Source organism: Streptomyces sp. NPDC053665, from assembly GCF_055585285.1.
In genome coordinates, this window is the sequence record NZ_JBVJKK010000007.1 from 450337 (window position 1) to 476872 (window position 26536).

General features: G+C 71.5%; 27 protein-coding genes and 1 rRNA gene. 19 read left to right on the plus strand and 9 right to left on the minus strand.

What is annotated here, in order from left to right; all coding sequences use genetic code 11:
* The first annotated feature begins 19 nt into the window (after positions 1-19).
* From ACZ6ZN_RS27905 to pstB, 5 genes are all read left to right on the plus strand, one after another.
* Positions 20-466 carry an NUDIX hydrolase gene (locus ACZ6ZN_RS27905; protein WP_451876847.1) on the plus strand — a complete coding sequence of 149 codons (447 nt, stop codon included), beginning with the start codon at positions 20-22 and terminating at the stop codon, positions 464-466.
* Between the two features lie 311 nt (positions 467-777).
* Complete coding sequence (pstS, locus tag ACZ6ZN_RS27910) at positions 778-1908, plus strand: phosphate ABC transporter substrate-binding protein PstS (protein ID WP_398110826.1); 1131 nt, start codon at positions 778-780, stop codon at positions 1906-1908.
* Between the two features lie 103 nt (positions 1909-2011).
* Positions 2012-3013, plus strand: a complete 1002-nt coding sequence (pstC, locus tag ACZ6ZN_RS27915) for a phosphate ABC transporter permease subunit PstC (RefSeq protein ID WP_451876848.1) — start codon at positions 2012-2014, stop codon at positions 3011-3013.
* Positions 3010-4071: a phosphate ABC transporter permease PstA gene (gene pstA, locus ACZ6ZN_RS27920; protein WP_451876849.1), complete on the plus strand. Its 1062-nt coding sequence runs from the start codon at positions 3010-3012 to the stop codon at positions 4069-4071. The genes pstC and pstA overlap by 4 nt, the downstream gene beginning before the upstream one ends.
* A 70-nt stretch (positions 4072-4141) precedes the next feature.
* Complete coding sequence (gene pstB, locus ACZ6ZN_RS27925) at positions 4142-4918, plus strand: phosphate ABC transporter ATP-binding protein PstB (RefSeq protein WP_398110823.1); 777 nt, start codon at positions 4142-4144, stop codon at positions 4916-4918.
* A gap of 124 nt (positions 4919-5042) precedes the next feature.
* On the opposite strand, the gene ACZ6ZN_RS27930 is transcribed toward pstB, so the two are convergent.
* Together ACZ6ZN_RS27930 and ACZ6ZN_RS27935 are read right to left on the minus strand one after the other, a co-directional pair.
* Positions 5043-6041 carry an inorganic phosphate transporter gene (locus ACZ6ZN_RS27930; protein WP_398110822.1) on the minus strand — a complete coding sequence of 333 codons (999 nt, stop codon included), beginning with the start codon at positions 6039-6041 and terminating at the stop codon, positions 5043-5045.
* Between the two features lie 7 nt (positions 6042-6048).
* On the minus strand, positions 6049-6669 hold the full coding sequence (locus ACZ6ZN_RS27935) for a DUF47 domain-containing protein (RefSeq protein WP_362235767.1): 621 nt from the start codon (positions 6667-6669) through the stop codon (positions 6049-6051).
* A gap of 203 nt (positions 6670-6872) precedes the next feature.
* Here ACZ6ZN_RS27935 and ACZ6ZN_RS27940 point away from each other — a divergent pair, with 203 nt between their 5' ends.
* Positions 6873-7250, plus strand: coding sequence for a metal-sensitive transcriptional regulator (locus tag ACZ6ZN_RS27940; protein ID WP_451876850.1), 378 nt, complete (start codon positions 6873-6875; stop codon positions 7248-7250).
* 16 nt (positions 7251-7266) lie between these two features.
* Here the strand turns inward: ACZ6ZN_RS27940 and ACZ6ZN_RS27945 are convergent, their stop codons facing one another.
* Entirely contained in the window at positions 7267-7434 is a 168-nt protein-coding gene (locus ACZ6ZN_RS27945; RefSeq protein ID WP_369194770.1) for a hypothetical protein, read from the minus strand.
* Positions 7435-7525: 91 nt separating this feature from the next.
* Positions 7526-8377 (minus strand): SCO4651 family lipoprotein, encoded by an 852-nt coding sequence (locus ACZ6ZN_RS27950; RefSeq protein WP_451876851.1) that lies wholly within the window; start codon positions 8375-8377, stop codon positions 7526-7528.
* A gap of 137 nt (positions 8378-8514) precedes the next feature.
* Here ACZ6ZN_RS27950 and ACZ6ZN_RS27955 point away from each other — a divergent pair, with 137 nt between their 5' ends.
* Both ACZ6ZN_RS27955 and ACZ6ZN_RS27960 read left to right on the plus strand, forming a co-directional pair.
* Positions 8515-8685: a hypothetical protein gene (locus tag ACZ6ZN_RS27955; RefSeq protein ID WP_398110819.1), complete on the plus strand. Its 171-nt coding sequence runs from the start codon at positions 8515-8517 to the stop codon at positions 8683-8685.
* Between the two features lie 147 nt (positions 8686-8832).
* Positions 8833-10383 (plus strand): FAD-binding oxidoreductase, encoded by a 1551-nt coding sequence (locus ACZ6ZN_RS27960; protein ID WP_469650467.1) that lies wholly within the window; start codon positions 8833-8835, stop codon positions 10381-10383.
* A 25-nt stretch (positions 10384-10408) separates the two neighbouring features.
* Here the strand turns inward: ACZ6ZN_RS27960 and ACZ6ZN_RS27965 are convergent, their stop codons facing one another.
* The 3 genes from ACZ6ZN_RS27965 to ACZ6ZN_RS27975 all read right to left on the minus strand — a co-directional run bounded on the left by ACZ6ZN_RS27965 (position 10409) and on the right by ACZ6ZN_RS27975 (position 13504).
* A complete protein-coding gene (locus tag ACZ6ZN_RS27965) occupies positions 10409-11107 on the minus strand; it encodes a phosphatase PAP2 family protein (protein ID WP_469650469.1) in 699 nt (232 codons plus the stop codon).
* A 244-nt stretch (positions 11108-11351) separates the two neighbouring features.
* Positions 11352-12353 (minus strand): C40 family peptidase, encoded by a 1002-nt coding sequence (locus ACZ6ZN_RS27970; protein ID WP_451876854.1) that lies wholly within the window; start codon positions 12351-12353, stop codon positions 11352-11354.
* Between the two features lie 215 nt (positions 12354-12568).
* Positions 12569-13504 carry an oxidoreductase gene (locus ACZ6ZN_RS27975; RefSeq protein ID WP_469650472.1) on the minus strand — a complete coding sequence of 312 codons (936 nt, stop codon included), beginning with the start codon at positions 13502-13504 and terminating at the stop codon, positions 12569-12571.
* 71 nt (positions 13505-13575) lie between these two features.
* Between ACZ6ZN_RS27975 and ACZ6ZN_RS27980 the strand changes: the two genes are divergently transcribed.
* The 7 genes from ACZ6ZN_RS27980 (at position 13576) to ACZ6ZN_RS28010 (ending at position 22061) form a co-directional block, all read left to right on the plus strand.
* Complete coding sequence (locus tag ACZ6ZN_RS27980; RefSeq protein ID WP_398110814.1) at positions 13576-14178, plus strand: TetR/AcrR family transcriptional regulator; 603 nt, start codon at positions 13576-13578, stop codon at positions 14176-14178.
* A gap of 511 nt (positions 14179-14689) precedes the next feature.
* The gene (locus tag ACZ6ZN_RS27985) at positions 14690-14998 is read left to right on the plus strand and encodes a hypothetical protein (RefSeq protein WP_333935173.1); all 309 of its coding nucleotides are present in this window, start codon (positions 14690-14692) and stop codon (positions 14996-14998) included.
* 210 nt (positions 14999-15208) lie between these two features.
* Positions 15209-16042 (plus strand): DUF8175 domain-containg protein, encoded by an 834-nt coding sequence (locus tag ACZ6ZN_RS27990; protein WP_469650476.1) that lies wholly within the window; start codon positions 15209-15211, stop codon positions 16040-16042.
* The gene (locus tag ACZ6ZN_RS27995) at positions 16032-17363 is read left to right on the plus strand and encodes a hypothetical protein (protein ID WP_469650478.1); all 1332 of its coding nucleotides are present in this window, start codon (positions 16032-16034) and stop codon (positions 17361-17363) included. The genes ACZ6ZN_RS27990 and ACZ6ZN_RS27995 overlap by 11 nt, the downstream gene beginning before the upstream one ends.
* Positions 17360-18916: an SCO6880 family protein gene (locus ACZ6ZN_RS28000; RefSeq protein WP_398110811.1), complete on the plus strand. Its 1557-nt coding sequence runs from the start codon at positions 17360-17362 to the stop codon at positions 18914-18916. The genes ACZ6ZN_RS27995 and ACZ6ZN_RS28000 overlap by 4 nt, the downstream gene beginning before the upstream one ends.
* Positions 18917-18922: 6 nt before the next feature.
* On the plus strand, positions 18923-20332 hold the full coding sequence (locus tag ACZ6ZN_RS28005) for an ATP-binding protein (RefSeq protein ID WP_451876859.1): 1410 nt from the start codon (positions 18923-18925) through the stop codon (positions 20330-20332).
* Between the two features lie 10 nt (positions 20333-20342).
* Positions 20343-22061, plus strand: a complete 1719-nt coding sequence (locus ACZ6ZN_RS28010; RefSeq protein WP_469650481.1) for a type IV secretory system conjugative DNA transfer family protein — start codon at positions 20343-20345, stop codon at positions 22059-22061.
* A gap of 64 nt (positions 22062-22125) precedes the next feature.
* On the opposite strand, the gene ACZ6ZN_RS28015 is transcribed toward ACZ6ZN_RS28010, so the two are convergent.
* Entirely contained in the window at positions 22126-22668 is a 543-nt protein-coding gene (locus tag ACZ6ZN_RS28015; RefSeq protein ID WP_469650483.1) for a GNAT family N-acetyltransferase, read from the minus strand.
* Between the two features lie 92 nt (positions 22669-22760).
* Here ACZ6ZN_RS28015 and ACZ6ZN_RS28020 point away from each other — a divergent pair, with 92 nt between their 5' ends.
* The 4 genes from ACZ6ZN_RS28020 to ACZ6ZN_RS28035 are packed head-to-tail and all read left to right on the plus strand — an operon-like array spanning position 22761 to position 26396.
* Complete coding sequence (locus ACZ6ZN_RS28020) at positions 22761-23681, plus strand: ABC transporter ATP-binding protein (RefSeq protein WP_469650486.1); 921 nt, start codon at positions 22761-22763, stop codon at positions 23679-23681.
* Positions 23678-24457 (plus strand): ABC transporter permease, encoded by a 780-nt coding sequence (locus ACZ6ZN_RS28025; protein WP_469650489.1) that lies wholly within the window; start codon positions 23678-23680, stop codon positions 24455-24457. The genes ACZ6ZN_RS28020 and ACZ6ZN_RS28025 overlap by 4 nt, the downstream gene beginning before the upstream one ends.
* 23 nt (positions 24458-24480) lie before the next feature.
* The gene (locus tag ACZ6ZN_RS28030; RefSeq protein ID WP_469650491.1) at positions 24481-25728 is read left to right on the plus strand and encodes a sensor histidine kinase; all 1248 of its coding nucleotides are present in this window, start codon (positions 24481-24483) and stop codon (positions 25726-25728) included.
* Entirely contained in the window at positions 25725-26396 is a 672-nt protein-coding gene (locus ACZ6ZN_RS28035; RefSeq protein ID WP_469650493.1) for a response regulator, read from the plus strand. The genes ACZ6ZN_RS28030 and ACZ6ZN_RS28035 overlap by 4 nt, the downstream gene beginning before the upstream one ends.
* Before the next feature lie 49 nt (positions 26397-26445).
* On the opposite strand, the gene rrf is transcribed toward ACZ6ZN_RS28035, so the two are convergent.
* A 5S ribosomal RNA gene (gene rrf / locus ACZ6ZN_RS28040) occupies positions 26446-26536 on the minus strand; the annotation flags it as partial.

Here is a 26536-nt window from a genome sequence, read left to right on the forward strand (position 1 = left end):
GCAGGAGGCGGTGAACGGCGTGAGCACTTCCGGGGACGGCACGGTCCTGGCGGCGGGCTGCGTGCTGTGGCGCCGCTCCCCCACCGGCGGCGAGCCGCGGCTCTGCCTGGTCCACCGGCCGAAATACGACGACTGGTCGTGGCCGAAGGGGAAGCTCGAGCCGGGCGAGGAGGCCCTCGCCGGCGCCCTGCGCGAGGTCGAGGAGGAGACGGGCTGCCGGGCCGTGCCGGGCCCGGAGCTGTCCACCCTGCACTACCTGGCCGGAGGCCGCCCCAAGCAGGTCCGCTACTGGGCCGCCGAGGCCGTGTCCGGCACGTTCACCCCGTCGGCCGAGGTCGACCGGGTGCTGTGGCTGACGCCCGCCGCGGCCCGCGACCGGCTCACCCGGCCCCAGGACCGGCCTCTGGTCGACGAGTTGCTCACCGCGCTGCGGCCGCCCGGGGCGCCTTCGTCGGCTCCCGACTGACCGACGGCCCCGGCCGGCCTCCCCGCCGTCCGGGACGACCGGCCGGCCGTGATCGCCACCTGACCGCTGTGTCCGCTTTCGTCCGCCGAAGCGGCATGCCGCCGTGTCCTCCCCGTGAGCATTCCGTGACCTCACCAGGCCTTAGACAGGGGTTCACCCCTCGTTCATGTGCGGCCATCGGCTCCTTCACCTGATCTGCCTAATTTCGGCCTTACCGACGCGAGCCGCGCCAAGCGAGCGGGTCCGCGTCCGCGTCACTCAGACTTCGCACGCCGCCGAATTCAGGACGGCGGCTCCCGGAAGGAACTCAAGTGAAGCTTCAGCGCATGAACCGGCGGGCCCTCGCTCTCGGTGCTCTCGCCGTCTCCGGCGCCCTGGCCCTCACGGCGTGCGGCTCCGACGACACCGGCGGCAACAGCGACGGCGGCGGCTCCTCCAACGCCGCGGCGCCGAGCAACGTCAAGTGCGACGACGCCAAGGGGCAGCTGCTCGCCGACGGCTCCTCCGCGCAGAAGAACGCCATCGACGCCTGGGTGAAGCAGTTCACCGCGGCCTGCCAGGGCCTCCAGATCAACTACAAGGGCGGCGGCTCCGGCGCCGGCGTCACCGCGTTCACCCAGGGCCAGGTGGCCTTCGCCGGTTCCGACTCGGCGCTGAAGCCCGACGAGGTCACCGCCTCCAAGAAGGTCTGCTCCGGCGGCCAGGGCATCGACCTGCCGATGGTCGGCGGCCCGATCGCGGTCGGCTACAACGTCAACGGCGTGGACAACCTCGTCCTGGACGCCCCGACCCTGGCGAAGATCTTCAACAACCAGATCACCAACTGGAACGACAAGCAGATCGCGAAGCTGAACCCCGACGCGAAGCTCCCGGACCTCAAGATCCAGGCGTTCCACCGCTCGGACGACTCCGGCACCACGGACAACTTCACCAAGTACCTGATCGCCACCGCCAAGGGCGACTGGCCCTACGACGGCGGCAAGACCTGGCAGGCCAAGGGCGGCCAGTCCGCCTCCGGCTCCTCCGGTGTCGCCCAGCAGGTGAAGCAGACCAACGGCGCCATCGGCTACTTCGAGCTGTCCTACGCCAAGGACGGCCTGAAGACCGTCGACCTCGACACGGGCGCCGCCCAGCCGGTGAAGGCCAGCGTCGAGAACGCCACCAAGGCCATCTCCGAGGCGAAGGTCGTCGGCACCGGCAAGGACCTCGCCCTGGAGCTGAACTACGCCACCAAGGCCGAGGGCGCCTACCCGATGGTCCTGGTCACCTACGAGATCGTCTGCGACAAGGGCAACAAGTCCGACACGCTGCCCGGCACCAAGGCGTTCCTGCGCTACATCGCCTCCGAGGACGGCCAGAAGATCCTCGCCGAGAACGACTACGCGCCGATCCCCGACGACATCATCGCCCAGGTCCGCACCACCATCGAGAGCCTGAGCTGACCCGCGTGCGGCCCGGCCCCCACCCCGGGACCGGGCCGCACCGTCCGGTGCACCGCCGCCAGTGGCCGTACCCCGCGTACGGCTCCGCAGACCGGAGAACCCGATGGGCACACCCACACAGATAACCGACGCACCTCCCCCCGCCTCACAGCCGGCGATCGACAAGCGCGCCGCGCGCGGCGCCACCCGGCCCGGAGACCGGATCTTCCTCGGCCTCTCCCGCGGTTCCGGCATCCTGCTCCTGGTGGTCATGGCCGCGATCGCGGTCTTCCTCACCTACCGGGCGTCCCTCGCCATCAGCAAGGACGAGGGCAACTTCCTCACCACCTTCCAGTGGGACACCAACCTCGTCCCGCCGGACTTCGGCATCGCCGTCCTGGCCTTCGGCACGGTGGTCTCCTCGATCATCGCCATGGTCATCGCGGTCCCGGTCGCCGTCGCCATCGCCCTGTTCCTCACCCACTACGCCCCCCGCCGGCTGCGCGGCCCGATCGCCTACGTGATCGACCTGCTCGCCGCCGTGCCGTCGATCGTCTACGGCCTGTGGGGCGCCCTGGTCCTCGTCCCGCACATGACCGGCCTGTTCGGCTGGCTGGACGACTACCTCGGCTGGACCGGCGTCTTCTCGTGGGAGGGCGGCGCCCCCCGCTCGATGCTGACCGTCGGCATCCTGCTCGCGATCATGATCCTGCCGATCATCACCAACGTGAGCCGCGAGGTCTTCCGCCAGGTCCCGCAGATGCACGAGGAGGCCGCGCTGGCGCTCGGCGCCACCCGCTGGGAGGTGATCCGCATGGCGGTCATCCCCTTCGGCCGCTCCGGCGTCATCTCCGCCTCGATGCTCGGCCTCGGCCGCGCCCTCGGCGAGACCATGGCCGTCGCGACGGTGCTCTCCCCGACCTTCGACATCCAGGCCAGCCTGCTGGACCCGGGCGGCGGCACGTTCGCCCAGAACATCGCCAGCAAGTTCGGCGAGGCCACCGAGTTCGGCCGCGACGCGCTGATCGCCTCCGGCCTGGTCCTGTTCGTCATCACCCTGCTGGTCAACGGCGCGGCCCGCGCGATCATCGCCCGCCGCAAGGAGTACTCGGGGGCCAACGCATGAGCACCGCAACCCTGACCCCCAAGGGCCCCAACAGCCTGCGCGGCGCCCGCCTGCCCAAGTGGTCCCCTTTCGCCATCGCCGGCGGCTCCATCGCCCTCGCGGCCGGCATCGGCCTCGCCGCCGGGCTGCACAGCCGCGTCCAGTGGGGCCTGATCGCCGCGATCCTCTACGTCGTCGGCACGTACGCCATCGCCGCGGCCGTCGAGGGCAAGCGGCAGGCCAAGGACCGCATCGCGACCTCCCTGGTCTGGGTCGCCTTCCTGCTCGCCGTCGTGCCGCTGGCCTCGCTGGTCTGGTCGACCGTCGCGCGCGGCGTGAAGGTCCTCGACGTCTACTTCCTGACGCACTCCATGGGCGTCGTCGCCGACACCGAACCCGGCGGCGGCATCTACCACGCCATCCTCGGCACCCTGCAGCAGGTCGGACTCGCCACCGTGATCGCCGCGCCGATCGGCGTGCTCACCGCGATCTACCTCGTCGAGTACGGCCGGGGCAACCTCTCCAAGGCCATCACGTTCTTCGTCGACGTCATGACCGGCATCCCGTCGATCGTCGCGGGCCTGTTCATCCTCAGCCTCATGCTGATGCTCGACATGCAGCCCTTCGGCTTCGCCGGCTCGCTGGCCCTGGCCATCCTGATGATGCCGGTGGTCGTCCGCTCCACGGAGGAGATGCTCAAGCTCGTGCCCAACGAGCTGCGCGAGGCCTCCCTGGCGCTCGGCGTCCCCAAGTGGCGCACCATCCTGAAGGTGGTCCTGCCCACCTCCATCGGCGGCATCACGACCGGCATCATGCTCGCGATCGCCCGCATCACCGGCGAGACCGCCCCGGTGCTGCTGCTGGTCTGGGGCAACGCGTTCATCAACGCCAACCCCTTCGAGGGCGCGCAGGCCTCCCTGCCGCTGTACATCTACCAGCAGTACGCGAACAGCGCGGGCTCCGGTGCGGCGTACGACCGCGCCTGGGCCGCCTCGCTGACCCTCATCGCCTTCGTGATGCTCCTGAACCTGGTGGCCCGCGGGATCGCCCGCTGGAAGGCCCCGAGCACCGGTCGCTGAAGCGTCAATCTGCGGCTACCGCCGCGCGGGGCCACACAGCGACCCCCCAACACTTGGAAGTGAAGAAGCAATGGCCAAGCGAATCGACGTGAGCGGGCTCACCGCCTACTACGGCTCCCACAAGGCGATCGAGGACATCTCGATGACCGTCGAGCCGCGCTCGGTGACGGCCTTCATCGGCCCCTCCGGCTGCGGCAAGTCGACGTTCCTGCGCACCCTGAACCGCATGCACGAGGTCACCTCGGGCGGCCGCGTCGAGGGCAAGGTGCTCCTGGACGACGAGGACCTCTACGGCACGGGCATCGACCCGGTGTCCGTGCGCCGGGAGGTCGGCATGGTCTTCCAGCGGCCCAACCCGTTCCCGACGATGTCGATCTTCGACAACGTGGCGGCGGGCCTGCGGCTGAACGGCTCCTACAAGAAGAGCGAGCTGTCCGACATCGTCGAGCGCTCCCTCAAGGGCGCGAACCTCTGGAACGAGGTCAAGGACCGGCTGAACAAGCCCGGCTCGGGCCTGTCCGGCGGCCAGCAGCAGCGCCTGTGCATCGCCCGCGCCATCGCGGTCGAGCCGAACGTCCTGCTCATGGACGAGCCCTGCTCGGCCCTGGACCCCATCTCCACGCTGGCGATCGAGGACCTGATCGGCGAGCTCAAGGAGCGCTTCACGATCGTCATCGTGACGCACAACATGCAGCAGGCGGCCCGCGTCTCGGACCGCACCGCGTTCTTCAACCTCGCGGCCGTCGGCCAGCCCGGCAGGCTCATCGAGATCGACGAGACGGAGCGCATCTTCTCCAACCCGTCGGTCCAGGCCACCGAGGACTACATCTCCGGCCGCTTCGGCTGACCGTCCCCCCGGTGCTCCTCGCGGTGCTGCATGGCGGTGCCACCGCGAGGCCGAAAAAGGGCCCGCCCCCGGATTCCCGGGGGCGGGCCCTCTCGCGTCGCACGGGCGGTGCGGGCGTCCCGTCCTACAGGAACGCCAGGTTCACGATCCCGAAGGACGCCGCGGCCACCAGGGCGGCAGCCGGCATTGTGATGAACCAGCCCAGGATGATGTTCTTCGCGACGCCCCAGCGCACCGCGTTCACGCGCTTGGTGGCGCCCACGCCCATGATGGCGGAGGTGATCACGTGGGTCGTGGAGATGGGCGCCTTGAACAGGAACGCCGTGGTGAACATGATCGAGGCACCGGTCGTCTCCGCGGCGAAGCCCTGCGGCGGGTCCAGCTCGATGATCTTGCGCCCCAGGGTCCGCATGATGCGCCAGCCGCCCGCGTAGGTGCCCAGCGACAGCATCACCGCACAGACGATCTTGACCCACACCGGGATCGGGTCGCCGTAGTCCTCGACGTCGGCGATGACCAGGGCCATCACCACGATGCCCATGGTCTTCTGCGCGTCCTGCAGACCGTGGCCGAGGGCCATGCCCGCCGCGGACACCGTCTGGGCTATGCGGAACCCGCGCTTGGCCTTGTGCGGGTTGGAGCGCCGGAACAGCCACAGGATGGCCGTCATCACGAGGTAACCGGCGATCAGGCCGACCACCGGCGAGATGAACATCGGGATGACGACCTTGTCCAGCACGCCGTGCCAGTAGACCGTCGTGCCACCGGCCAGCGCCGCGCCCACCATGCCGCCGAACAGCGCGTGCGAGGACGAGGACGGCAGGCCGAAGTACCAGGTGATGAGGTTCCAGGTGATCGCGCCGACGAGCGCGGCGAAGAGGATGCCCATCCCCTTCGAGCCCTCGGGCGTCTGGATCAGGCCCTCGCTGACGGTCTTGGCGACTCCCGAGCCCAGGAAGGCGCCGGCCAGGTTCATCACGGCGGCCATCGCCAGCGCGGCCTTCGGCGTCAGCGCCCGCGTGGACACGGACGTGGCGATGGCGTTCGCCGAGTCGTGGAAGCCGTTGGTGTACGTGAAGAAGAGCGCGACCCCGATGGTCGCGATCAGCGCGAAGGTGTCCATGAAGGGCTCAGGACTCCTTGACGGCGATGGTCTCCACCGTGTTCGCCACGTGCTCGAACGCGTCCGCCGCTTCCTCCAGCACGTCCACGATCTGCTTCAGCTTCAGCACGTCCATGGCGTCGTACTTGCCGTTGAAGAGGTGCGCGAGCAGCTTGCGGTGGATCTGGTCGGCCTGGTTCTCCAGACGGTTGACCTCGATCCAGTACTCGGTGAGGTTCTCCATCGTCCGCAGGTGCGGCATCGCCTCGGCGGTCAGCTCCGCCGCGCGCGCCAGCACCTCGATCTGCTGGTCGACGCCCTTGGGCAGTTCCTCGACGTTGTAGAGGACGACCAGGTCGACGGCCTCCTCCATGAAGTCCATGATGTCGTCGAGGGACGAGGCCAGGGAGTAGATGTCCTCGCGGTCGAACGGCGTGATGAACGAGGAGTTCAGCTGGTGGAAGATCGCATGCGTGGCGTCGTCACCTGCGTGTTCCGCGGCCCGCATACGCTCTGCGATCTCGGCCCGGGCGGAAGAGTCCGCCCCGAGCAGTTCCATCAGGAGCTTCGAGCCCGTGACGATGTTGTCCGCGGAGGCGGCGAACATGTCGTAGAAGCTCGTCTCCCTGGGGGTCAGACGAAAGCGCACGTGGGGTCCTCGGGGTGCTTCGGTTTCGGTCAGGCTGATGCTAGGCGCAACATCCGGCCACGGCTATCGGGCCGCCCACCAGTGTCGCCCATCGGGCACAGTGATGAGCACGGGGGCGGCCCCAGGCCCGTATACCCGGGAAACTTCGGTACCATATACCCAGTAGGGGTATATGTCGGCGCACTGCCCACCAGGAGGACGCGATGACCGACGTGACCGACACGACAGATGTCGCGCATGTCACCCACGGCACCGCCGACACCACCGGCGCGGACGCCGTGACCGACCACGACCACGGGGTGCACGGGTACCACAAGCAGAAGGACGAGCACCTCAAGCGGCTGCGCCGCATCGAGGGCCAGATCCGCGGCCTGCAACGCATGGTCGACGAGGACGTCTATTGCATCGACATACTCACGCAGGTCTCCGCCTCCACTAAGGCCCTGCAGTCCTTCGCCCTGCAACTGCTGGAGGAGCACCTCCGGCACTGCGTCGCCGACGCGGCCCTCAAGGGCGGTGACGAGATCGACGCCAAGGTGAAGGAGGCGACCCAGGCGATCGCCCGCATGCTGCGGACCTGACCCGGGCCCCGGCCGTTCAGCGCCCGGAGGCGGCGCGCTCCTCGGCCACGTTCAGCACCTCGTCGATGCTCTCCAGGCTGAGCCGCTCCTGCGCGGCCGAGGCGGCGATGATGAGCTCGCCGCACAGCTCGATCTCGGCGAGGGCCACGTGGTCCTGAACTGCCGTACCGCCGACCGGAGCCACGCGCGTCACCTCGTCTCTGCCGTTACCGACTTCCTAGAGTAGGGAGCGGCGCACACACCGCGCATGGCACGGACGGGCTAGTTCGCGCCGGTCACTCCTCGGCGATCCTGCCCGCGTAGATGTCGCCGCCCTCCGGCAGCCGGATGCGCGCCGGAGCCCCGAAATCGTAGAGCAGCGTGGTCGAGGCGACGGCCACCGGGTTCTTCTGCTGCCCGTTCAGGAAACTGAAGCGGTGGCGCACCTTGCGGATGCGCCCCTCGTCGTCGAGGTAGACGTCGAAGGGGACCTCCGCCGTGGCGAACCCCTTCCCGGCCGCGCGCAGCGAGCCCGCGCTGCCCTCGGAGGCCCGCCGGGCCGCGGCGCCGAGATCGGCCGTCCCCCGGTAGTGCCGCACCGCCGTGCCCGCCACCTCGGTCCGGCCCACGTACGTCGCCGTCCGCGTCCCGCGCAGGACCTCCGCCGCCGTGAACGGGTCGGTGGCACCGCCGGTGACGAGGTTGCCGTCGGTCAGGGTCCGGGTGTCCACCCGCACCCACTTGTCCGGCGGGACGCCGGCTCCCCGGTTCTTCATGTACAGCGCGCCCGGCGCGAGCAGCTCGGTGATGGGGCGGCTCTCGGCGGCCCCGGCCGGGTCCTGCGGCAGCAGCACCTCGAGCCGTCCCGTGTGGCGGCGGAAGTCGTACACCCCGGCGCCCCGGATCGTCACGCGCGTCCCGCCGGCCGCCATCTCCATCGACGTCCGGGCCCGGGCGCTGCCCGCGTCCACCAGCCGGCCGGCGGCCCCGCGCAGCACGGCCACGGCGTCCCCGCCCCGGGCGTCCCCGGCGACGGCGTCCCCGCCCGCGCATCCGCCGGCGCCCAGTCCCGTCGCGGCCATCACCCCGGCCGCGACGAGCGCCGCACCCGTCCGCCGGCTCCGCCGATCCCGCTGCCGCCCAGTCATCGCCTGCCTACCCCCAGCCGGTACGTCCGTCACGGGCCCCCTGTTGTTCCGGTTAACGACGGGTATGTGCCCTCGTCACGCGGGCACCCGCCGCCCGGCACCCCCGCACGTCACCCGGGGTGGGTAACGTGGCCGGCGTGGCGCAGCAGGACGGGCCGGAGCCCGACCCCGATCTCCTCGAACACCGCACGACGACGCAGGAGAAGGGCCGCTTCTGCGTGGCCCGGTGCACCTGCGGCTGGTACGGCCCGGCCAGACGGGCCCGCAGCCAGGCCCGCACGGACGCGGAACGCCACGCAACGGACTGAAAGCCCAACACCGCCCCCGCCACCCGGGGGGGGCGCGCTGTGCGCCGTGCGGGTGGCGGGGCCGGTGTCCGCTGTCCGCTGTCCGCCGCGGCTGGAACCCGCGCCGCCCTCCCCCCGTCTCCCACGGCGGAACCACCGGGAGGCCCCATGGATCGGCGCACAGTCCTCACCGCCGGCAGCGCGGCGATCGCCGCCGCCGCGACGTCCTTCAGCACCGCCTGCACCCCGTCGGGCGCCCGTTCCGGGCCACCGGCCGCCACCCCGCGCACCACCACGGCGTCGAAGGCCACCGCGGCCGGCTGGTCCGCCCTGGGCCGCGCTCTGGACGGTCCTCTGGTGCGGCCCGGCGACGCGGCCTGGAAGACGGCCCGGCAGCTGTACAACACCCGGTTCGACGGCCTGCGTCCCGCGGCGGTCGCCTACGTCTCCCACGCGGACGACATCCGCACGGCCCTGGACTACGCCCGTGCCCACTCCCTGCGCGTGGCGATCCGCAACGGCGGCCACTCCTACGCCGGCTGGTCCTCCGGCGACGGCCGGCTGATCCTCGACGTGTCGAAGCTCAACCGCGTGCGCGCCTCCGGCGACAGCGCGGTCGTCGGCGCCGGCGCCAAACTCATCGACGTCTACCGCGCCCTCGCCGCGAAGGGCGTCACCATCCCCGCCGGCTCGTGCCCCACGGTCGGGGTCTCCGGGCTGACCCTCGGCGGCGGCCACGGCGTGGTCTCCCGGGCCTACGGTCTGACCTGCGACAGCCTCACCCGGGCCACGCTGATCACCGCTGACGGCAAGCAGCTCACCGCGGACTCCCGTGAGAACAAGGACCTGTTCTGGGCCCTGCGGGGAGCGGGCAACGGCAACTTCGGCGTGGTGACGGAACTGCACTTCAGGACCCACCCGGCCCCGCAGGGCGTCTCGGCGTACCTGTCCTGGCCCTGGTCGAAGGCCGCGGCGGTGGTGCGGGCCTGGCAGGAGTGGGGCCCCTCGCAGCCCGACGAGATCTGGTCGTCCCTGCACTTGGCGAACGCCGCCGGGGGCACCCCGACCGTCTCGGTGGCCGCGTTCTCCCTGGGCACCTACGGCGAGTTGAAGAACGCCGTGGACCGTCTGGCGGACCGGGTCGGCGCCCCGGCGCGCAGCGTCTCCCTGAAGCGCCGCTCGTACGAGGAGTCGATGGAGGTGTACGCGGGCTGCTCCTCGTTCCCGACGGACGCGCAGTGCCATCTGCCCGGGACCACACCGGGCCGTTCCTCGAAGGGCGCCCTGGGCCGCGAGACGTACGCGGCGGCCTCGGACTTCTTCGACCGGTCGCTGTCCGCGGCCGGCATCCGCACGCTGCTGGACCGGATCGCCTCGGTGCGCGGCGGCACCGGCAGCATCGCCCTCACGGCCCTGGGCGGCGCGGTGAACCGCGTCTCCCCCACCGCCACGGCGTTCGTGCACCGCCGTTCGCGGATGCTGGCCCAGTACATCGGCGCCTGGCGGGCCGGGACGAGCGGCGCGACCGCCCGCGACTGGCTGGCGTCGGCCCACCGGGCGATGCGCCCGCACGCCTCGGGCGCGGCCTACCAGAACTACACGGACCCGACGCTGACCGACTGGCGCACGGCGTACTACGGGGACGCGGCGACCCGGCTGGCCAAGCTGAAGAAGCAGTACGACCCGGACCGCTTCTTCACCTACCCCCAGGCACTGTGACCCCGTGCCCGGCCCGGGCCCGGACCTAGGCGGCCAGGTCGCGCTCGGAGGTGCGGTCGGTGCGCGCCTCCGGGACCGCGGTGTCCTGGCCGGACTCCCCTCCCCGGGCCCGCACCAGCCATCCCGCCCGGGGTGACCGCTCGACCGCCTTCGCCAGCGGCGTCAGCAGGGCCATGGCGACGGGCGACAGCAGCAGGGCCACGGCCGTGCCGAGCGCGAACCCGCCCACCACGTCCGTCGGGTAGTGCACGCCCATGTAGACCCGGATGAACCCGCCGAACAGCGCGAGCACCAGTGCGACGAGCCCGAACCTGCGGTTGGCGACGAAGAGTCCGACCGCCAGGGCCATCACGAGCGTGGCGTGGTCGCTGACGAACGAGTAGTCGGTCTTGCCCTGGACGAGCACTTCGAGGCCCTGGTGGTCCAGGAAGGGCCGGGGCCGTTCCACGAATCCCCGTATCGGCACGTTCACCAGCACCGCGACGCCCGCGGCCAGCGGCGCCCAGGCCAGGGCGGCGACCGTGGAGGCCGCGTCCTCGCCGCCGCGCCGCCGCACGGACCACCAGCAGCCGAGCACGAGCAGGACGATGGCGAGCAGCAGCCCGTACTCACCGACGTACTCCATGACCCGGTCGAACCACGGTGGGGCGGCCTTGGCCAGGCCGTTGATGTCGTAGAGCAGGTCGACGTCGGGGTTCGACCCGGAATCGGCGAGTCCAGCCATGGTGCTGCGGCCCCTTCGTCGTCTTGGCGGCGCACCGTGCGTGCGCCGTGCCTGCCACCCCCGTGGGTTGTAGATCCGCTTCCGCTGCACGCGTGCGTGGCACGCGCTTCCTGACGTCTGCTCGGCTACGACATCAGGAACGCATGGTCCTCGTTGATACGTTCCACACTCCACCGAATGATCACGCAGACGTTATCGAAGAGAGATACGTCGTCGCAGCTCAGGGGGTGGGTTCACGCTCGGTTCACACCGCGGTGGGCAGCGCTTTCGCGCCATCTTCGGTGACACGGGTCGCCCCGAAGTAGTCGGGCGTGTCGATCGGGTCGAACCGGATGACCGCACCGGTCCGCGGCGCGTCGATCATGTACCCACCGCCGACATAAATGCCGACATGCCGGATGGCCCGGGAATTGGTCAGGTCGTCCGAGAAGAACACCAGGTCGCCGGGGAGCAGTTCGTCCCGCGCGGGGTGCGGCCCCGCGTTGTACTGGTCGTTGGCGACCCGTGGCAGCTTCACGCCGACGCTGGCGTACGCGGCCTGGGTGAGCCCGGAGCAGTCGAAGCGTCCGCCCTGCTCAGGGGTGCCGGTGCCGCCCCAGAGGTACAGCGTGCCGAGCTTCTTCTGCGCGTACTCGATCGCGCCGGCGGCCTGCTGCGAGGGATCGACCCGGCCCACGGGCGCGGCGAAGCTCTCGGAGAGGGTGGTGATCCGCTTCACGTAGTTCTGGGTCTCGCTGTACGGCGGCACGCCCCCGTACTTGATGACCGCGTACGCCCCCGCGTTGTAGGCCGCCAGCATGTTTTCGGTCGGATTTCCGCCAACCTTCTTCACGTACGAGGCGAGTTCGCAGTCGTAGGAGGCCGCCGAGGGGATCGCGTCCGCCGGGTCCCACACATCGCGGTCCCCGTCCCCGTCGCCGTCGATGCCGTGGCTGGCCCAGGTGCCGGGGATGAACTGCGCTATGCCCTGCGCGGCGGCGTGGCTCTGCGCCCGGGGGTTGAAGCCGCTCTCCTGGTAGAGCTGGGCCGCGAGCAGCGCGGGGCTGATGGCGGGGCAGAGGTTGCCCCACCGCTGCACGAGGGGTGCGTACGCGGCGGGCACCGATCCCTTGGCCAGCGCCTTCGCCCCGCCGCCCAGGCCGTTGACGACGTTCCCGGCGACGAGGTAGACGCCGATCACGAGCAGCATCACGAAGGCGAGGGCGGAACTGATGGCGACGCCCGCCAGGATCCATGCCTTACGCACCGTCAACCGCCCCTCACAGCCCAGGAGTCCGCGAGCCAGTGTAGAGGCGGGTGCCGCGCACAGGAATGATCACGGGGAGGGGAGTCGGGGCGGGCGGGTGAACGACCGGCGGCCCGGGCGGTTCGATGGGCGCGGCCGCGGCACGAGCGGCGCGGCGGGGGCGCGTGCGGCGCATGGGGACGGCACACGGGCGGCCCGCCGCCCTCGGCGGCAGGTCAGACGCTCTCCCGGCGCTCGCCGCCCGGCAGCGGATAGCGCGCGCCCGTCAGCTCCTCCGAGACGGTCCACAGCCGCCGGGCCGCCGCCGGGTCGCCGGCCGCGCGGGAGCGGCCGACCAGGGTGGGGGCGCCGCGCATCTCGCCTAGTCCGTCCGGGCCGACGTAGCTCGCGCCGGGCAGGTCCTGGGTCGCGGCGTAGAGGGTGGGCAGGGCGCCCGCCCTGTCGTCCTGGGCGAGGAACCGGTTGCCCAGCCGCAGCAGCGCCCGTACCACCGGGTTGGCCGTGCCTTGCTGGAGGTTGGTGGAGGCGTAGCCCGGGTGCGCGGCCAGGGCGCGGACCGCGGAGCCCGAGGCGGTCAGACGGCGCTGGAGCTCCAGGGTGAACAGCAGGTTGGCCAGCTTGGACCGGGCGTAGGCGCGCTGCGGGGTGTAGCGCGACGCCAGGTCGAGGTCGTCGAAGTCGATCCGGGCGCGGCCCCAGCGGTGGGCGCCGGAGGAGACGGTGACGACGCGGCCGGTGATGTGCGGCAGCAGCAGGTTGGTCAGGGCGAAGTGCCCGAGGTGGTTCGTGCCGAACTGCATCTCGAAGCCGTCCCTGGTGCGCTGCCGCGGGAGCATCATCACGCCGGCGTTGTTGACGAGCAGGTGCAGCGGATCCCGCCAGGACTCGGCGAAGGCCCGCACGGAGGCCAGGTCGGCCAGGTCCAGCCGGCGCACCTCGGTGCTGCCCCGGACCGAGGCGGCCGCGGCCCGTCCGCGGTCGGTGTCCCGCACCGCGAGCACGACGTGCGCCCCCGCCCGGGCCAGCGCGTCGGCCGTGGTGAGCCCGATGCCGCTGTTGGCGCCGGTGACGACGGCGGTCCGCCCGGACAGGTCCGGGAGGCGGTCCGCACGGAAGGTCTCGTTGCTCTGCAGGTCCGTCTTCTCAGCCATGAACCGAATGTAGGCGCCGTCAACAATGCTGTCAATGACAACAATGTCGGCGCCGTCAACATCGCGTTATCATGCTCCGCATGTCGGACAGCCGCCCCTACCACCACGGAGACCTGCGCTCCACCCTGCTCGCCGGCGCGGAACGCACCCTGCGGGAGAAGGGGGCCGCAGCGCTGTCCCTGCGCGAACTGGCCCGTGAGGCCGGCGTCAGCCACGCCGCGCCGGGCCGCCACTTCAAGGACAAGCAGGCCCTGCTCAACGCCCTGGCCCTGACCGGCTACGACCGGCTCGGCCAAGCCCTGGAGAGCGCCGACGACCCGGCACTCCCGCTGGAGCGGCGGCTGACCGTCCTGGCCCGGGCCTACCTCGCCTTCGCGATCGACAACGGCGAGCTGCTGGAGCTGATGTACGCCCGCAAGCACGAGCCGGACGCCTCGGAGCAGATGACCGCGGCCGTCGACCGGACGGTGGGCTCCCTGGAGCGGGTCGTCGCCGACGCCCAGGAACGCGGCGAGATCATCGCGGGCGACCCGCACCACATCACCCTGCTGACCGGCGCCACCCTCCAGGGCATCGCCTCCTTCGCCGCGAGCGGCATGCTCGACCCCGCGAGCGCGCTCGACGGCATCGAGGAGCTCGTCCACCTCCTCCTGCACGGCCTCAAGCCCCGCTGACCCCCCGGCCACCGGATCACGCCGAAGGACCACGGCACCACCGCCGCCCGGAGTACACCCACCGGGCCCCCGACCCGCCCCCGGAACACTCCCGGCCCGCCGCCGCTCCGTGACGCACCGTCACGGCCACATGCCGAGCGGGGCCGTGGCGGGTAGCCTTCCTCCGGGAAGCACCGGCGCGGCCCTCACCCGATCAGCCGTCAGAAACCGTCCGTGAAGGTGAGCAAGGCCGCAGGAGGGCACAACGACGGAACCACACACCAGGTTCCGCTCCCACCTCATTGCCCGGGGTGACCCGCCGTGATACACAGAGTGACCATACGATCCTTCGTACGCCGTTCACCGTCCCCCTCCCGGGCCGGCACCGAAACGGTGGCAAGGTTTTCGTACGAAACCCGTCCATCAATGACGCCAAGTCGACATACGGCGGCATCATTGTCGGCGAGAATGATGCCTGACCTCTGCATGCCCGCAGAGGATGCGGAACTACCCACCAGGGGCGGTGACTTACATGCTCTTTGCGGCCGACAAGGGAGACATCAACACCATCATCGGCGGGATCGCTCCGGACTGGGGCCCCTTCGGCAGCCTGGGCACCGAGGCGAAGACGATGGTCCAGGTCGTGATGGCGTTCGCCATCCTGATCTGTCTCGGCATCGCCGTCTGGGGCGCCGCCAAGCAGCGCATCGGGGCGACGGCCCTGCGGGACACCTTCAGCGCGGAGCAGGGCAAGGGCCTCATCATCGCGGGCCTGACCGGCGTCTTCATCATCGGTTCCCTCGGCACGCTGTTCACGATCGTGTACGGCATGGCCGTGTAGACCGGGCACCGTCCGTCCCGGCCGGCACGCCCGGCTCCCCCGCCCACCCCACCCGCCCGTCGTGCCCACCGGCTGAGGTTGCGTTTCCCTGATGTCGAGTCACCACACCGCGCCCGCGCGGGAACCAGCACGGCTACCGTCGTACGTGGAGTACGTGCACGACGACCGGTACGAAGTGTTTCCGCACGACGTCGAGGGGGCGTACGCGGCATGAGTCTCGGTGACGAACGGGAGTCCTCCGGGGGCTACGGCGGCACGGGCCAGACCCGCACCCGCCTGCCCGACACGGACCCCGACCCCTACGGCACGCAGCGCCGCGGCCCCCGCTCCTCGTCCCGCGGCCTGGTCACGGTCGTCGGCGTGGTGGTCCTCCTGATCGCCGCGATCGCCTTCGCCAACCGTGGGGGAGGCGACGCATCGGACACCGACGGCACCACGAACAAACCGGACGCCGCGGCAACGGCCCCCACCGGAAAGCGACCCGTGGGATCGAAGGCCGCCGGAATCCCCACGGGCTACGCACACGACCAGCAGGGCGCCCAGTCCGCCGCCACCAACTACGGCATCGCGCTCGGCTCCGCGGACATGTACGACCTCCAGAAACGGCATGCGATCGTCAACACGGTGTACGCGCCCGACGTCGCCACCGCCAGACTCCCCGACTTCGACCAGGCCTACTCCGGGGAGAGCTTCCTCGAGAAGCTCGGCTTGGACAAGAACGGCGCCGCGCCCAGCGGTCAGACCTTCGTCTCCCGCGTCGTCCCCGTGGGCACCAAGGTCACGTCGTACAGCGACTCCGCCGCCACGGTCGCCCTCTGGTACACGTCCCTCTTCGGTCTGTCCGGAGAAAGCTCCACGAACCCCGTGACCGAGAGCTGGTACACGACGACCTACCGGCTGAAGTGGGTCGACGGAGACTGGAAGGTCATCGACTTCACCCAGAAGGAAGGCCCGGTACCGGTCGGGCGCGACCAGAGAGCCTCCACCGCGGAGGACATGACGAAGGCCGTCGAGGAGTACGGAGGGTTCACCTATGCCCGCTAGGCATCGCGTACTCGGACTCGGCGCCGCCGTCGCGGCGGTACCGGCAGCCACGGTCCTGCTGGCCGGCCGCGCCTTCGCCGCACCCACTCCCACCCCCTCCCCCAGCAACAACGCGTGTGACCTCCTCAGGGGGAAGGCCCGCGAGATCTGCGAAGGCGACACCGGGAGCGGTGGGGGCGGTGGTGGGGGGACCAGCCGGATCAACCCCACCTCCACCCTCGACCCCCTCTCCTCCCTCGCCAAGGGATGTGCCGACGCCGCCTCCTGGACCGTCGACAAGCTCAGCGACGCCGTGCAGGAGACCGCCAACGTCGACTTCACCAACCCCAAGTTCCTCCAGCAGTACGCCGTCGTCTTCGCCGCCTCGACGATCCTCACCCTCGTGCTGTGGATCTTGGCCGTCGCCAAGCGCGCCGTACGCGGCGTCCCCCTCGGCACCGCCCTGTCCGAAGCCGTCGGCTTCCTCTGGCTGACCGTCCTCGCCTCCGCCTTCACCCCGCTGATCCTCTACACCGTCGTCTCCGCGACCGACGGCATCACCCAGGTCCTCGCGAAGGCGACCGGCGACCAGACCGACGCCTTCTTCGGCACCTTCTCCGAGGCCCTGAAGAAGGGCGAGGACATCGGCGGCGGCCCGATCATGCTGATCGTCGTCTCCCTGGTCAGCATCCTCGCCGCCGGCGTGCTCTGGCTGGAACTCGTCATCCGCGCGGCCCTGCTGTACGTCGGCGCCCTCCTCGGCACCGTCGTCTACGCCGGCCTCGTCGACAAGAACCTCTGGGGCCACGTCCGCCGCTGGGCGGGCATCATGATCGCGGTGATCCTCGTCAAGCCCGTCATCGTGATCGTGCTCGGCCTCGCCGGCGCGCTCTCCGCCGACGACGGCCCGAACGCCTTCTCCGCCGTCGTCTCCGGCCTGGCCATCATCCTGCTCGCCATCTTCGCCAGCGCGATGATCTACCGCTTCGTCCCCGGCTTCGGCGACGAGATCGCCGGCTCCCGCAACAACCGCATCATGCAGGGCGCCGAGAGCAAGGCCGCGGCCGTCATCAGCTCCCCGGCGTCCCTGGTCGCGCAGGGCATCAAGACCCACAGCACCCGCGCCGACCACCAGGGCGGAGGCGGCCAGTCCGCCGCCCCCCGCCCCAGCAACCCCGCATCCGGCGGGGTCGCCGCGCACAGCACGCGCCCCGCGAACGGCGGCGGCGGAACTGTCCCCTCCGCCGCACCCGCACCCCGTTCGGGCAGCCCCGTCAACACGCCCCACGCAGGCAACACCCGCAACAGCAGTACCAACCGCACGGGAGGTGAAGGGCGTTGACGACCGAGTCCCACGTGTCCCATCCGGTCACGCCCCGCCGTACGTATCTGATCGGCCGCGCCCGGCCGAACGCGATCATCGGCCGCAACCGCGAGACGGGCGAGATCGCCCTGATCGTCGTGGGCGCGTTCCTCGGCATGATGTGCGGGCTCCTCGTCCCCGTGCTGTCCCTGCGCATCGTGCTGCTCGCCGGCTTCCCCATGCTGGCGCTGGCGGCGGTGTACGTGCCGTACAAGCACCGCACGTTCTACAAGTGGTTCGAGATCAACCGCAGCTACAAGCGCACCCTCAAGCGCAACTCCGCCTACCGCTCCACCGCCGTCGAGGCCGGCACCCGCCTCGACGGACGCGAGATCGAGGTCGGCCCGCCCCCCGGCATCGGGCGCATCACCTGGCTGTCCGCCCCCTTCGGGCCCGACGAGATCGCCGTCCTGCTGCACGCCGACCGCAAGACCGTCACCGCCGCCATCGAGATCGAGGGCCCCGGCGTCGGCCTGCGCGACAGCGAGGACCAGGAGGCCCTGGTCGACCGCTTCGGCACCCTGCTCAAGCACGTGGCCAACGGCGACGGCTTCGTCACCCGCCTGCAGATGCTCGCCCGCACCCTCCCCGCCGACCCCGACGCCCACGCCAAGGACGTCGCCGTCCGCGGGGACGACAAGGCCCTGCCCTGGCTGCAGGAGTCCTACGACCAGCTCCAGTCCATGGTGTCGACCAGCAGCGAGCAGCACCGCGCCTACCTGGTCGCCTGCATGCACTACAACCGCGAGCTCGCCGCCGAGGCCAACGCCATGGCCCGGGCCGCCCGCGCCCACGGCGGCAAGGTCGACCGCGACGCCGGACTCGCCGTCGTCATGGCCCGCGAGCTCACCGACATCTGCTCGCGCCTCCAGGAGGCCGACATCCGCGTCCGCCAGCCGCTCGGCCAGAGCCGGCTGTCCTCGCTGATCCACTCCATGTACGACCCGGACCACCCCATCGACCACATCCAGGCGATGACCAAGCGCAACGCCTGGCCGGCCGAACTGGACGCCACCGAGCCCACCTACCTCCAGGCCAAGACCCGCGAGTCCTCCACCCGCGCCCCCTGGTGCCACGCCACGGCCTGGGTGAAGGAGTGGCCGATGACCCCCGTCGGCGTCAACTTCCTCGCCCCGCTGCTCGTCCACACCCCGGACGTGATCCGCACGGTCGCCGTCACCATGGACCTCGAACCCACCGAGGTCGCCATCGAGCGCATGCTCACCGAGAAGACCAACGACGCGGCCGAGGCGTCCCGGGCCGCGAAGATGAACCGCACGGTCGACCCGAGGGACGTCGCCGCCCACTCCCGGCTCGACCAGCGCGGCGAGGACCTCGCCAGCGGCGCCGCCGGCGTCAACCTCGTCGGCTACATCACCGTCTCCTCCCGTTCCCCCGACGCCCTCGCCCGCGACAAGCGGACGATAAGGGCCTCGGCCGGAAAGTCGTACCTCAAGCTCGAGTGGTGCGACCGCGAGCACCACCGCGCCTTCGTGAACACCCTTCCCTTCGCCACCGGCATCCGGAGGTAGGACCTGATGCGGGATCCGCTGTCCGTCCTCACCGAGGCCTTCACGTCCTTCCTCTTCGGGAAGGTCGAGACGACCCGGCTCCCGGTGCGCACGTCCACGGGCCAGGCCCAGGCGGTCTACCTCCCGACCGCCGCCCCCGGCCTCGGCGACTCCGGTGTCATCATCGGCCGCGAGGTCTACTCGGGGAAGGGCTACATCTACGACCCCTTCCAGCTCTACGGCCAGCAACTGCCCGCCCCCCACTGGCTCGTCCTCGGCGAGTCCGGCAACGGCAAGTCGGCGCTGGAGAAGACGTACGTCCTGCGCCAGCTCCGCTTCCGCGACCGCCAGGTCGTCGTCCTGGACGCCCAGGGCGAGGACGGCGTCGGCGAGTGGAACCTCATCGCGCAGGAGCTGGGGATAACTCCCATCCGCCTGGACCCGACGGCGGCCCTGGACATGGGCATCCGCCTCAACCCGCTCGACCCCGCGATCACCACCACGGGCCAGCTGGCCCTGCTCCGGACGATCATCGAGGTCGCCATGGGCCACGGCCTGGACGAACGCTCCGGCTTCGCCCTCAAGGTCGCCCACGCCTACGTCAACGAGACGATCACCGACCGCCAGCCGGTCCTCACCGACATCGTCGAGCAACTGCGCCACCCCGAGCCCAAGTCCGCCGAGGCCATGAACGTCGCCATAGACGACGTCCGCGCCTGGGGCCTGGACGTGGCGCTCGTCCTGGACCGGCTCGTCGACGGCGACCTGCGCGGCATGTTCGACGGCCCCACCACGGTCGGCATCGACCTGGACGCGCCGCTCATCGTCTTCGACCTGTCCCACATCGACCGCAACTCCATCGCCATGCCCATCCTCATGGCGATCGTGGGCGTGTGGCTGGAGCACACCTGGATCCGCCCCGACCGGAAGAAGCGCATCTTCCTGGTCGAGGAGGCCTGGCACATCATCAACAGCCCCTTCGTGGCCCAGCTGTTCCAGCGCCTGCTGAAGTTCGGCCGACGGCTCGGCCTGTCGTTCGTCGCGGTCGTCCACCACCTGTCCGACGTCGTCGACGGCGCCGCGGCCAAGGAGGCCGCGGCGATCCTCAAGATGGCCTCGACCAGGACGATCTACGCCCAGAAGGCCGACGAGGCCAGAGCCACCGGCCGGGTCCTCGGCCTGCCCCGCTGGGCCGTCGAGATCATCCCGAGCCTCACCCCGGGCATCGCCGTGTGGGACGTCAACGGCAACGTCCAGGTCGTCAAACACCTGGTCACCGAGACCGAACGCCCCCTGGTCTTCACCGACCGCGCGATGACCGAGTCCTCCATCGACCACGCGGACGACGCCCTGCGCGCCGCCGAACGCGAGGCGGAGGCACGGGCCGCGGCCTTCGTGGAACACCACATGGGCGACTCCGAATCGACGGTGGCGTAAGGGGCGGCGCGTGAGACCGGACGACCCCCGCAGCCGGCGGGACACCCAGGGCGGCATCCCCGACGGCCTGCTGATCGGCATACTCGCGCTGCTCCTCGGCACGACCCTGCTGGTGTGGACGGCCACGGGCCTCGCGGGCCTGTTCGCCCACGGCTCCTGGCCGTCCGGAGTCACCTTCACCGCCACGCCCCTGGCCATGCGCGAACTCATCGCCCACCCCCAGGACATCACCGGCGCCTGGCCCGCCACACCCCCCGGCGACCTCTCCGGCTACGGCCTCTTCTGGGGCCTGTTCATCGGCCAGCTGATGCTGCTGTTCGTCCTGACCGTCTTCGCGATGGGCACACTGGCCCGCTGGAGAGCGGTCCGCGCCGGACGCCGCCTCGCCGGGGCGAGGGCGGACGACAGCCCGTACGAGACGACGCCCCCGGCCCACCACGACGTACCGGCGTCCCGCCACGACGTACCGGCGGCCCACCCCGCCCCGGCGCAGCACGACGCACCCGCGGCGGCCCGGAACGGCGTCCCCGGCACGGCCTCCCACGACCTGCCGGCCACCGCCCCGCACCTGCCACCCACCCCGGCACCCGCCGCCACCGACCTGCCGGCCCCGGCGGCGCACCACGCCCCCACGCCGGCCCCGGCCGCCCCAGCCGCCCAGGCCGGTCCCCACGACCTGCCCACACCGCGCCGGGCCACGGCTCCCACGGCTCCCACGGCCCCGGCGCCACTGTTCGCCCGCGGAGGACCCGGAGGAGAGGCCGGAGGAGGGCCCGGCGCGTGGACGAAGGTCTTCGTGGCCCCCAGGGAAACCCGGCGCACCACCGCAGCCCAGGCCGTACGCGACGCCGAGGGCCCCGCCCTGGTCGTCACCTCCGACCCCGCCCTCTGGCAGGAGACGAAGGACGCCAGGTCGAAACTCGGCCCCACCCACCTCTACGACCCGGCCCACCTCTGTGACACCCCGGCCCGCCTGCACTGGTCCCCCACCACCGGCTGCGAGGACCGGGACACGGCAGCCGCACGGGCCACCGCCCTCCTCACCCCCGTCCGCCCCACCGCACGGCTCGACCAGGCGGTCGGCGACACGGCCACCACCCTGCTGCGGAGCTACCTGCACGCCGCCGCCATCGACGGCCGCACCGTCCGCCACGTCCACCGCTGGTCCCAGGGCACCCAGATCCAGGACGCCGTACGCATCCTGCGCACCAGCCCCAAGGCGGCCCCCGGCTCCGCCGGCGAACTCGAAGGGGCCCTCACCGCCCACCCCGAACGCCGCGACGTGGCCCAGCAGCTGACGACCCGTGCCCTCGCGGCCCTCTCCACGGTCAATATCCGCGAGGCCTGCACTCCCAACCGAAATGATGCCCTCGCCTTGGATTCCTTCGTCCACGAAGGGGGAACGCTTTACGTGGTGGGGGAATCCATCGAGGACCCCAGGACGAACCCGGGCGCGATGCCCTTCCTGACGGCCCTCGTCTCAAGCGTGGTCGAGCGCGGCCGGCACATGGCCGAACGGTCATCGGCCGGTCGCCTCGACCCACCAATGACGCTCGTCCTGGACGACGTCGCCGCCGTGGCCCCGCTCCCCCAGCTCCCCGAGCTGCTGGCCACGGGAGCGGACCGGGGCCTGCCGACCCTGGCCCTGCTCCGCTCCGCCGAACAGGGCAGGTCCCGCTGGCCCCACGACGACCTGCCGGTCCAGCTCCCCGGCCGGGCCGGCACCTGACCCGCCCGCCGGGCACACCGCCCCCACACGGGAGTCACTCCGGCGAGAGGCACTTCCGCCCCGGTCACTCCCGCTCGAGCACGAACTCCAGCTCCCGCTCCCCCGCGTCCCCCAGCGGCACCGTCAGCCCGCTCGGCGAGAACCCCGCCCGCCGGTAGAACCGCTGCGCCCGCCCGTTGTCCTCGTGCACGATGAGCCGCACCCGCTCCAGACCCCGCCCCCACGCCCACTCCAGGGCCGCGTCGAAGAGCACCTCGGTCAGCCCGCTCCCCCGCTCCTCGGGCCGCACGAAGACCGCGACGACATGCCCCTGCTTCCGCTCCACCGGGAACCCGGCCCAGTCGGTCGTCCCGGGCTCCTCCACCAGCACGGTCAGCGTCCCCACCCACCGCCCGTCCGGCCCCTCGGCGATGATCTGCTGCGCCCGGTCGGCCCCCTCGGCGGCCCCGGCCGTCCGCTCCCGCCAGAACGCGTCCGGCCTGGCCGCGGCCTGCTCGTACGTCTCCAGGAAGGCCAGGTGCGCCACCGGGTCCCGCAGCGCCGCGAGCCGCAGCTCCTTGGCCGCGGGCCACTCATCGGCACGAACGGACCGGATCACATAGCTCATACGGCCACGGTAGTACCCGGGTACGACACCCCTCACCCGGATTACCACCGCCGTCCGACGACCGCGGCCCCCGCGCGGACGAGCATCGAAGCATGCTGACGGCACAGAGACTCACCAAACGCTACGGCGACCGGACGGTCGTCTCGGACCTGTCCTTCACCGTCCGCCCGGGAACGGTCACCGGCTTCCTCGGCCCCAACGGCGCCGGCAAGTCCACGACCATGCGCATGCTCCTCGGCCTCGACGCCCCCACCCGCGGCCACGCCACCGTGAACGGCCGCTCCTACGCCGCCCACCCCGCGCCCCTCACCGAGGTCGGGGCCCTGCTGGAGGCCCGCTCGGTCCACCCGGGCCGCACCGCACACCACCACCTCCAGGCCCTGGCCCTCACCCACGGCATCCCCCGCACCCGGGTCGACCACGTCCTGGCCCTCACCGGCCTCACCGACGTGGCCCACCGCCGCGTCAAGGGCTTCTCCCTCGGCATGGGACAGCGCCTCGGCATCGCCGCCGCACTCCTCGGCGACCCGGCCGTGCTGATCCTCGACGAGCCGGTCAACGGCCTCGACCCCGAGGGCGTCCTGTGGATCCGCACCCTGCTCAAGTCCCTCGCCGCGGAGGGCCGCACGGTCCTCGTCTCCTCCCACCTGATGAGCGAGACGGCCCTCACCGCCGAGCACCTGGTCATCATCGGCCGCGGCCGCCTCCTCGCCGACACCACCGTCGCCGACTTCGTCCGCGCCTCGGCCGCCGGCACCACCAAGGTCGTCACCCCGGAGGCCACCACCCTCGCGGACCTCCTCACCGCACCCGGCGTCACCATCACCACCGACACCCCCGGCACCCTGCTGGTCGGCGGCACCGACGCCGAACACATCGGCCGTACGGCAGCCGCCCACGGCATCCCCCTCCACGAACTGACCCCCGGCGCCGCCTCCTTGGAAGCCGCCTTCATGGACCTCACCCGCGACGCGCTGGAGTACCCGGCGACCCTGGAAGGAACAGCGGCATGACGACGGCAGCACCGCCCCACCGCGTGACTCCCGCCCGCGTCCTGCACTCCGAGTGGCACAAGCTCCGCACCCTGCGCTCCACCTGGGTCAACCTCACCGCCACCACCGTCCTGACCGTGGCCATGGGCATCGGTCTCGGCGCCGCCTACGACGGTTCCGGCGAAGGCGGCATGGACCCCGTCATGTTCGTCCTGCTCGGCACCCAGTTCGCCACGATCAACCTCGGCGTGCTGGGCATCCTCGCCACGGCCGGCGAGTACTCCACCGGCCAGATCCGCGCCACCCTGACCGCCGTCCCGCGCCGCCTGCCCGTCCTCTGGTCCAAGGCCGCCGTCCTGGCCGCGGTCGCCCTCCCCCTCACCCTGGTCACCAACCTGCTGACCTTCCCCCTGGCCCAGACCTTCCTCACCGGCACCGACCAGGCGGCCTCCCTCACCGACCCGGGCGTCCTGCGCGCCCTCGCCGGCAACGCCGCCGGGCTCGCGCTCCTCACCGTCCTCGCCCTCGGCATCGGCGCCCTGGTCCGCTCGGTCCCGCTCGCCATCGGCGCCTTCATCGGCCTGCTCATGATCGTCCCGGAGGTCCTGGCCATGCTCCCGTACGCTGTCGTCGACGACGCCGTCCGCTACTTCCCCGGCAAGGCCCTCGAAGCCCTCACCACGGCACGACCCGCCCCGGAAGCGGCATCGCCGGGCGCCGCACTGCTCGCCATGGTCCTCTGGACGGCCGTGACCCTCGCGGCGGCCGCGGTGGTCCTGCGCCGCCGGGACGTGTGACGCCCCGTCCGGCAGGCCCCACGATGGACACCGTGACGAACGACAAGGCGCCGGAGCCCCTCACCGAACACGCCCACCGCCTCAGCCGCCGGTTACGCGCCTTCGACCGACGCCATCCACTGCTGTGGGACCTGCACTTCACCGGCTTCTGGGTGACGGCCGCGCTGATCGACCACCTGGGCGGCGGCTGGCGCAACAACGCCCACCAGCTCGACATCCCCGGCTGGCTGCTCCTCACCCTCAGCCTCGGCCTCTCCCTCCCGCTGCTGATCCGGCGCACCCACCCCGGCGCGGCCCTGGCCGCCACGCTGCCCTTCGCCCTGGTCAACGCCTGGACCGGCGCCGCGCTCCAGGCCGCGCTCCTCCAGCTGGTCCTCGTCTACCACCTGACCCTGCGCCGCCCGCTGCGCAACCTGTGGTGGGCCACGCTCCTGGTCATCACCCCGGTCCTCGTCTCGGCGGTCCGCCACGGGGAGGGCACCTGGGACCAGCAGATCGGCTCCCAGCTGATGTCCGTCGCGGTCGCCGCCCTCATCGGCGCCACGGTTCGCACCCGCCGCGACCACACCGAGGCCCTGGAGGACCGCGCCCGCCGCCTGGAGAGCGAACGCGACCAGCAGGCCCGGCTCGCCACCGCGGCCGAACGCGCCCGCATCGCCCGGGAGATGCACGACATCATCGGGCACAACCTCTCCGTCATCACCGGCCTCGCCGACGGTGGCCGCTACGCCGCCGCCAGGAGCCCCGAACGGGCGGCCCAGGCCCTCGACGCCATCGCCACCACCAGCCGCCAGGCCCTCACCGAACTGCGCCGCCTCCTCGACGTCCTGCGCGAGGAGGAGAAGGAACGCGCGGACCTCACCCCGCAACCCGGTCTCACCGACCTCGACCAGCTCCTCGACGGCGTCCGCGCGGCCGGCCTCCCCGTCCAGCTGACCGTCGACGGCACGCCCAGCCTCCCCCCGGGCCGCCAACTCACCGTCTACCGGGTCGTCCAGGAGGCCCTCACCAACACCCTGAAGCACGCGGGCCCGCACACCACCGCGACCATAGCCCTCGCCTACGACGACCAGGCCGCCGTCACCGTGACGATCACGGACACGGGGACCGCCCCGCCCGCGCCCCCGGACTCCCGGGCGACCGGCCGCGGCCTCCCGGGAATGCGCGAGCGAACAGCCCTGTACGGCGGCACACTTGAGGCCGGCCCCCGCCCGCACCCGGAGCAGGGCTGGCGCGTCCGCCTACACCTTCCGGAGGAACCCCCGCAGTGACCACGGTCCTGATCGCCGACGACCAGCCCCTGCAGCGCTTCGGCTCCCGCATGCTCCTGGAGAGCCAGGACGACATGACGGTCGTCGGCGAGGCGACGAACGGCGGCGAAGCGGTCCGCCTGACCGCCGAACTCCACCCCGACGTCGTCCTCATGGACATCCGCATGCCCGGCCTGGACGGCATCGAGGCGACCCGCCGCATCACGGCCGCCGGTGACCGCACCCGCGTCCTCATCGTCACGACCTTCGACCTGGACGAGTACGCCTACGCGGGTCTGCGCGCCGGCGCCTCGGGGTTCCTGGTGAAGGACGCCCAGCCCGAGGATCTCCTGTCCGGCATCCGCGCGGTGGCGACCGGCGATGCGGTCGTGGCCCCCAGCCTGACGCGCCGCCTGCTGGACGCCTACGTCCACCACCTGCCGACGGACACCACCGCGGCCACTCCGCCGGAGGACGACCCCCGACTCGCCTCCCTGACCGACCGGGAACGCGAGATCCTCACGGTCATCGGCAGGGGCTGGACCAACACCGAGATAGCGGCGCGTCTCCACCTCGCCGAGTCCACGGTGAAAACACACGTGGGCCGCATCCTCGCCAAGACCGGCTCCCGTGACCGTATTCAGGCGGTCATCCTGGCGTACGACGCGAAACTGGTGGAGCCGTCCTGAAACGCAGAAAACCCCCGCATCTTTCGATGCGGGGGTTTTCCCAATAATTGTTCGGCGGCGTCCTACTCTCCCACAGGGTCCCCCCTGCAGTACCATCGGCGCTGTAAGGCTTAGCTTCCGGGTTCGGAATGTAACCGGGC

Bases quoted from the DNA above. Each gene is read 5' to 3' on its own strand.
- pstC (WP_451876848.1), top strand. From the start codon at position 2,012: ATGGGCACACCCACACAGATAACCGACGCACCTCCCCCCGCCTCACAG.
- pstA (WP_451876849.1), top strand. From the start codon at position 3,010: ATGAGCACCGCAACCCTGACCCCCAAGGGCCCCAACAGCCTGCGCGGC.
- pstB (WP_398110823.1), top strand. From the start codon at position 4,142: ATGGCCAAGCGAATCGACGTGAGCGGGCTCACCGCCTACTACGGCTCC.
- ACZ6ZN_RS27930 (WP_398110822.1), bottom strand. From the start codon at position 6,041: ATGGACACCTTCGCGCTGATCGCGACCATCGGGGTCGCGCTCTTCTTC.
- ACZ6ZN_RS27940 (WP_451876850.1), top strand. From the start codon at position 6,873: ATGACCGACGTGACCGACACGACAGATGTCGCGCATGTCACCCACGGC.
- ACZ6ZN_RS27950 (WP_451876851.1), bottom strand. From the start codon at position 8,377: ATGACTGGGCGGCAGCGGGATCGGCGGAGCCGGCGGACGGGTGCGGCG.
- ACZ6ZN_RS27960 (WP_469650467.1), top strand. From the start codon at position 8,833: ATGGATCGGCGCACAGTCCTCACCGCCGGCAGCGCGGCGATCGCCGCC.
- ACZ6ZN_RS27965 (WP_469650469.1), bottom strand. From the start codon at position 11,107: ATGGCTGGACTCGCCGATTCCGGGTCGAACCCCGACGTCGACCTGCTC.
- ACZ6ZN_RS27975 (WP_469650472.1), bottom strand. From the start codon at position 13,504: ATGGCTGAGAAGACGGACCTGCAGAGCAACGAGACCTTCCGTGCGGAC.
- ACZ6ZN_RS27980 (WP_398110814.1), top strand. From the start codon at position 13,576: ATGCTCCGCATGTCGGACAGCCGCCCCTACCACCACGGAGACCTGCGC.
- ACZ6ZN_RS27985 (WP_333935173.1), top strand. From the start codon at position 14,690: ATGCTCTTTGCGGCCGACAAGGGAGACATCAACACCATCATCGGCGGG.
- ACZ6ZN_RS27990 (WP_469650476.1), top strand. From the start codon at position 15,209: ATGAGTCTCGGTGACGAACGGGAGTCCTCCGGGGGCTACGGCGGCACG.
- ACZ6ZN_RS27995 (WP_469650478.1), top strand. From the start codon at position 16,032: ATGCCCGCTAGGCATCGCGTACTCGGACTCGGCGCCGCCGTCGCGGCG.
- ACZ6ZN_RS28005 (WP_451876859.1), top strand. From the start codon at position 18,923: ATGCGGGATCCGCTGTCCGTCCTCACCGAGGCCTTCACGTCCTTCCTC.
- ACZ6ZN_RS28015 (WP_469650483.1), bottom strand. From the start codon at position 22,668: ATGAGCTATGTGATCCGGTCCGTTCGTGCCGATGAGTGGCCCGCGGCC.
- ACZ6ZN_RS28020 (WP_469650486.1), top strand. From the start codon at position 22,761: ATGCTGACGGCACAGAGACTCACCAAACGCTACGGCGACCGGACGGTC.
- ACZ6ZN_RS28025 (WP_469650489.1), top strand. From the start codon at position 23,678: ATGACGACGGCAGCACCGCCCCACCGCGTGACTCCCGCCCGCGTCCTG.
- ACZ6ZN_RS28030 (WP_469650491.1), top strand. From the start codon at position 24,481: ATGGACACCGTGACGAACGACAAGGCGCCGGAGCCCCTCACCGAACAC.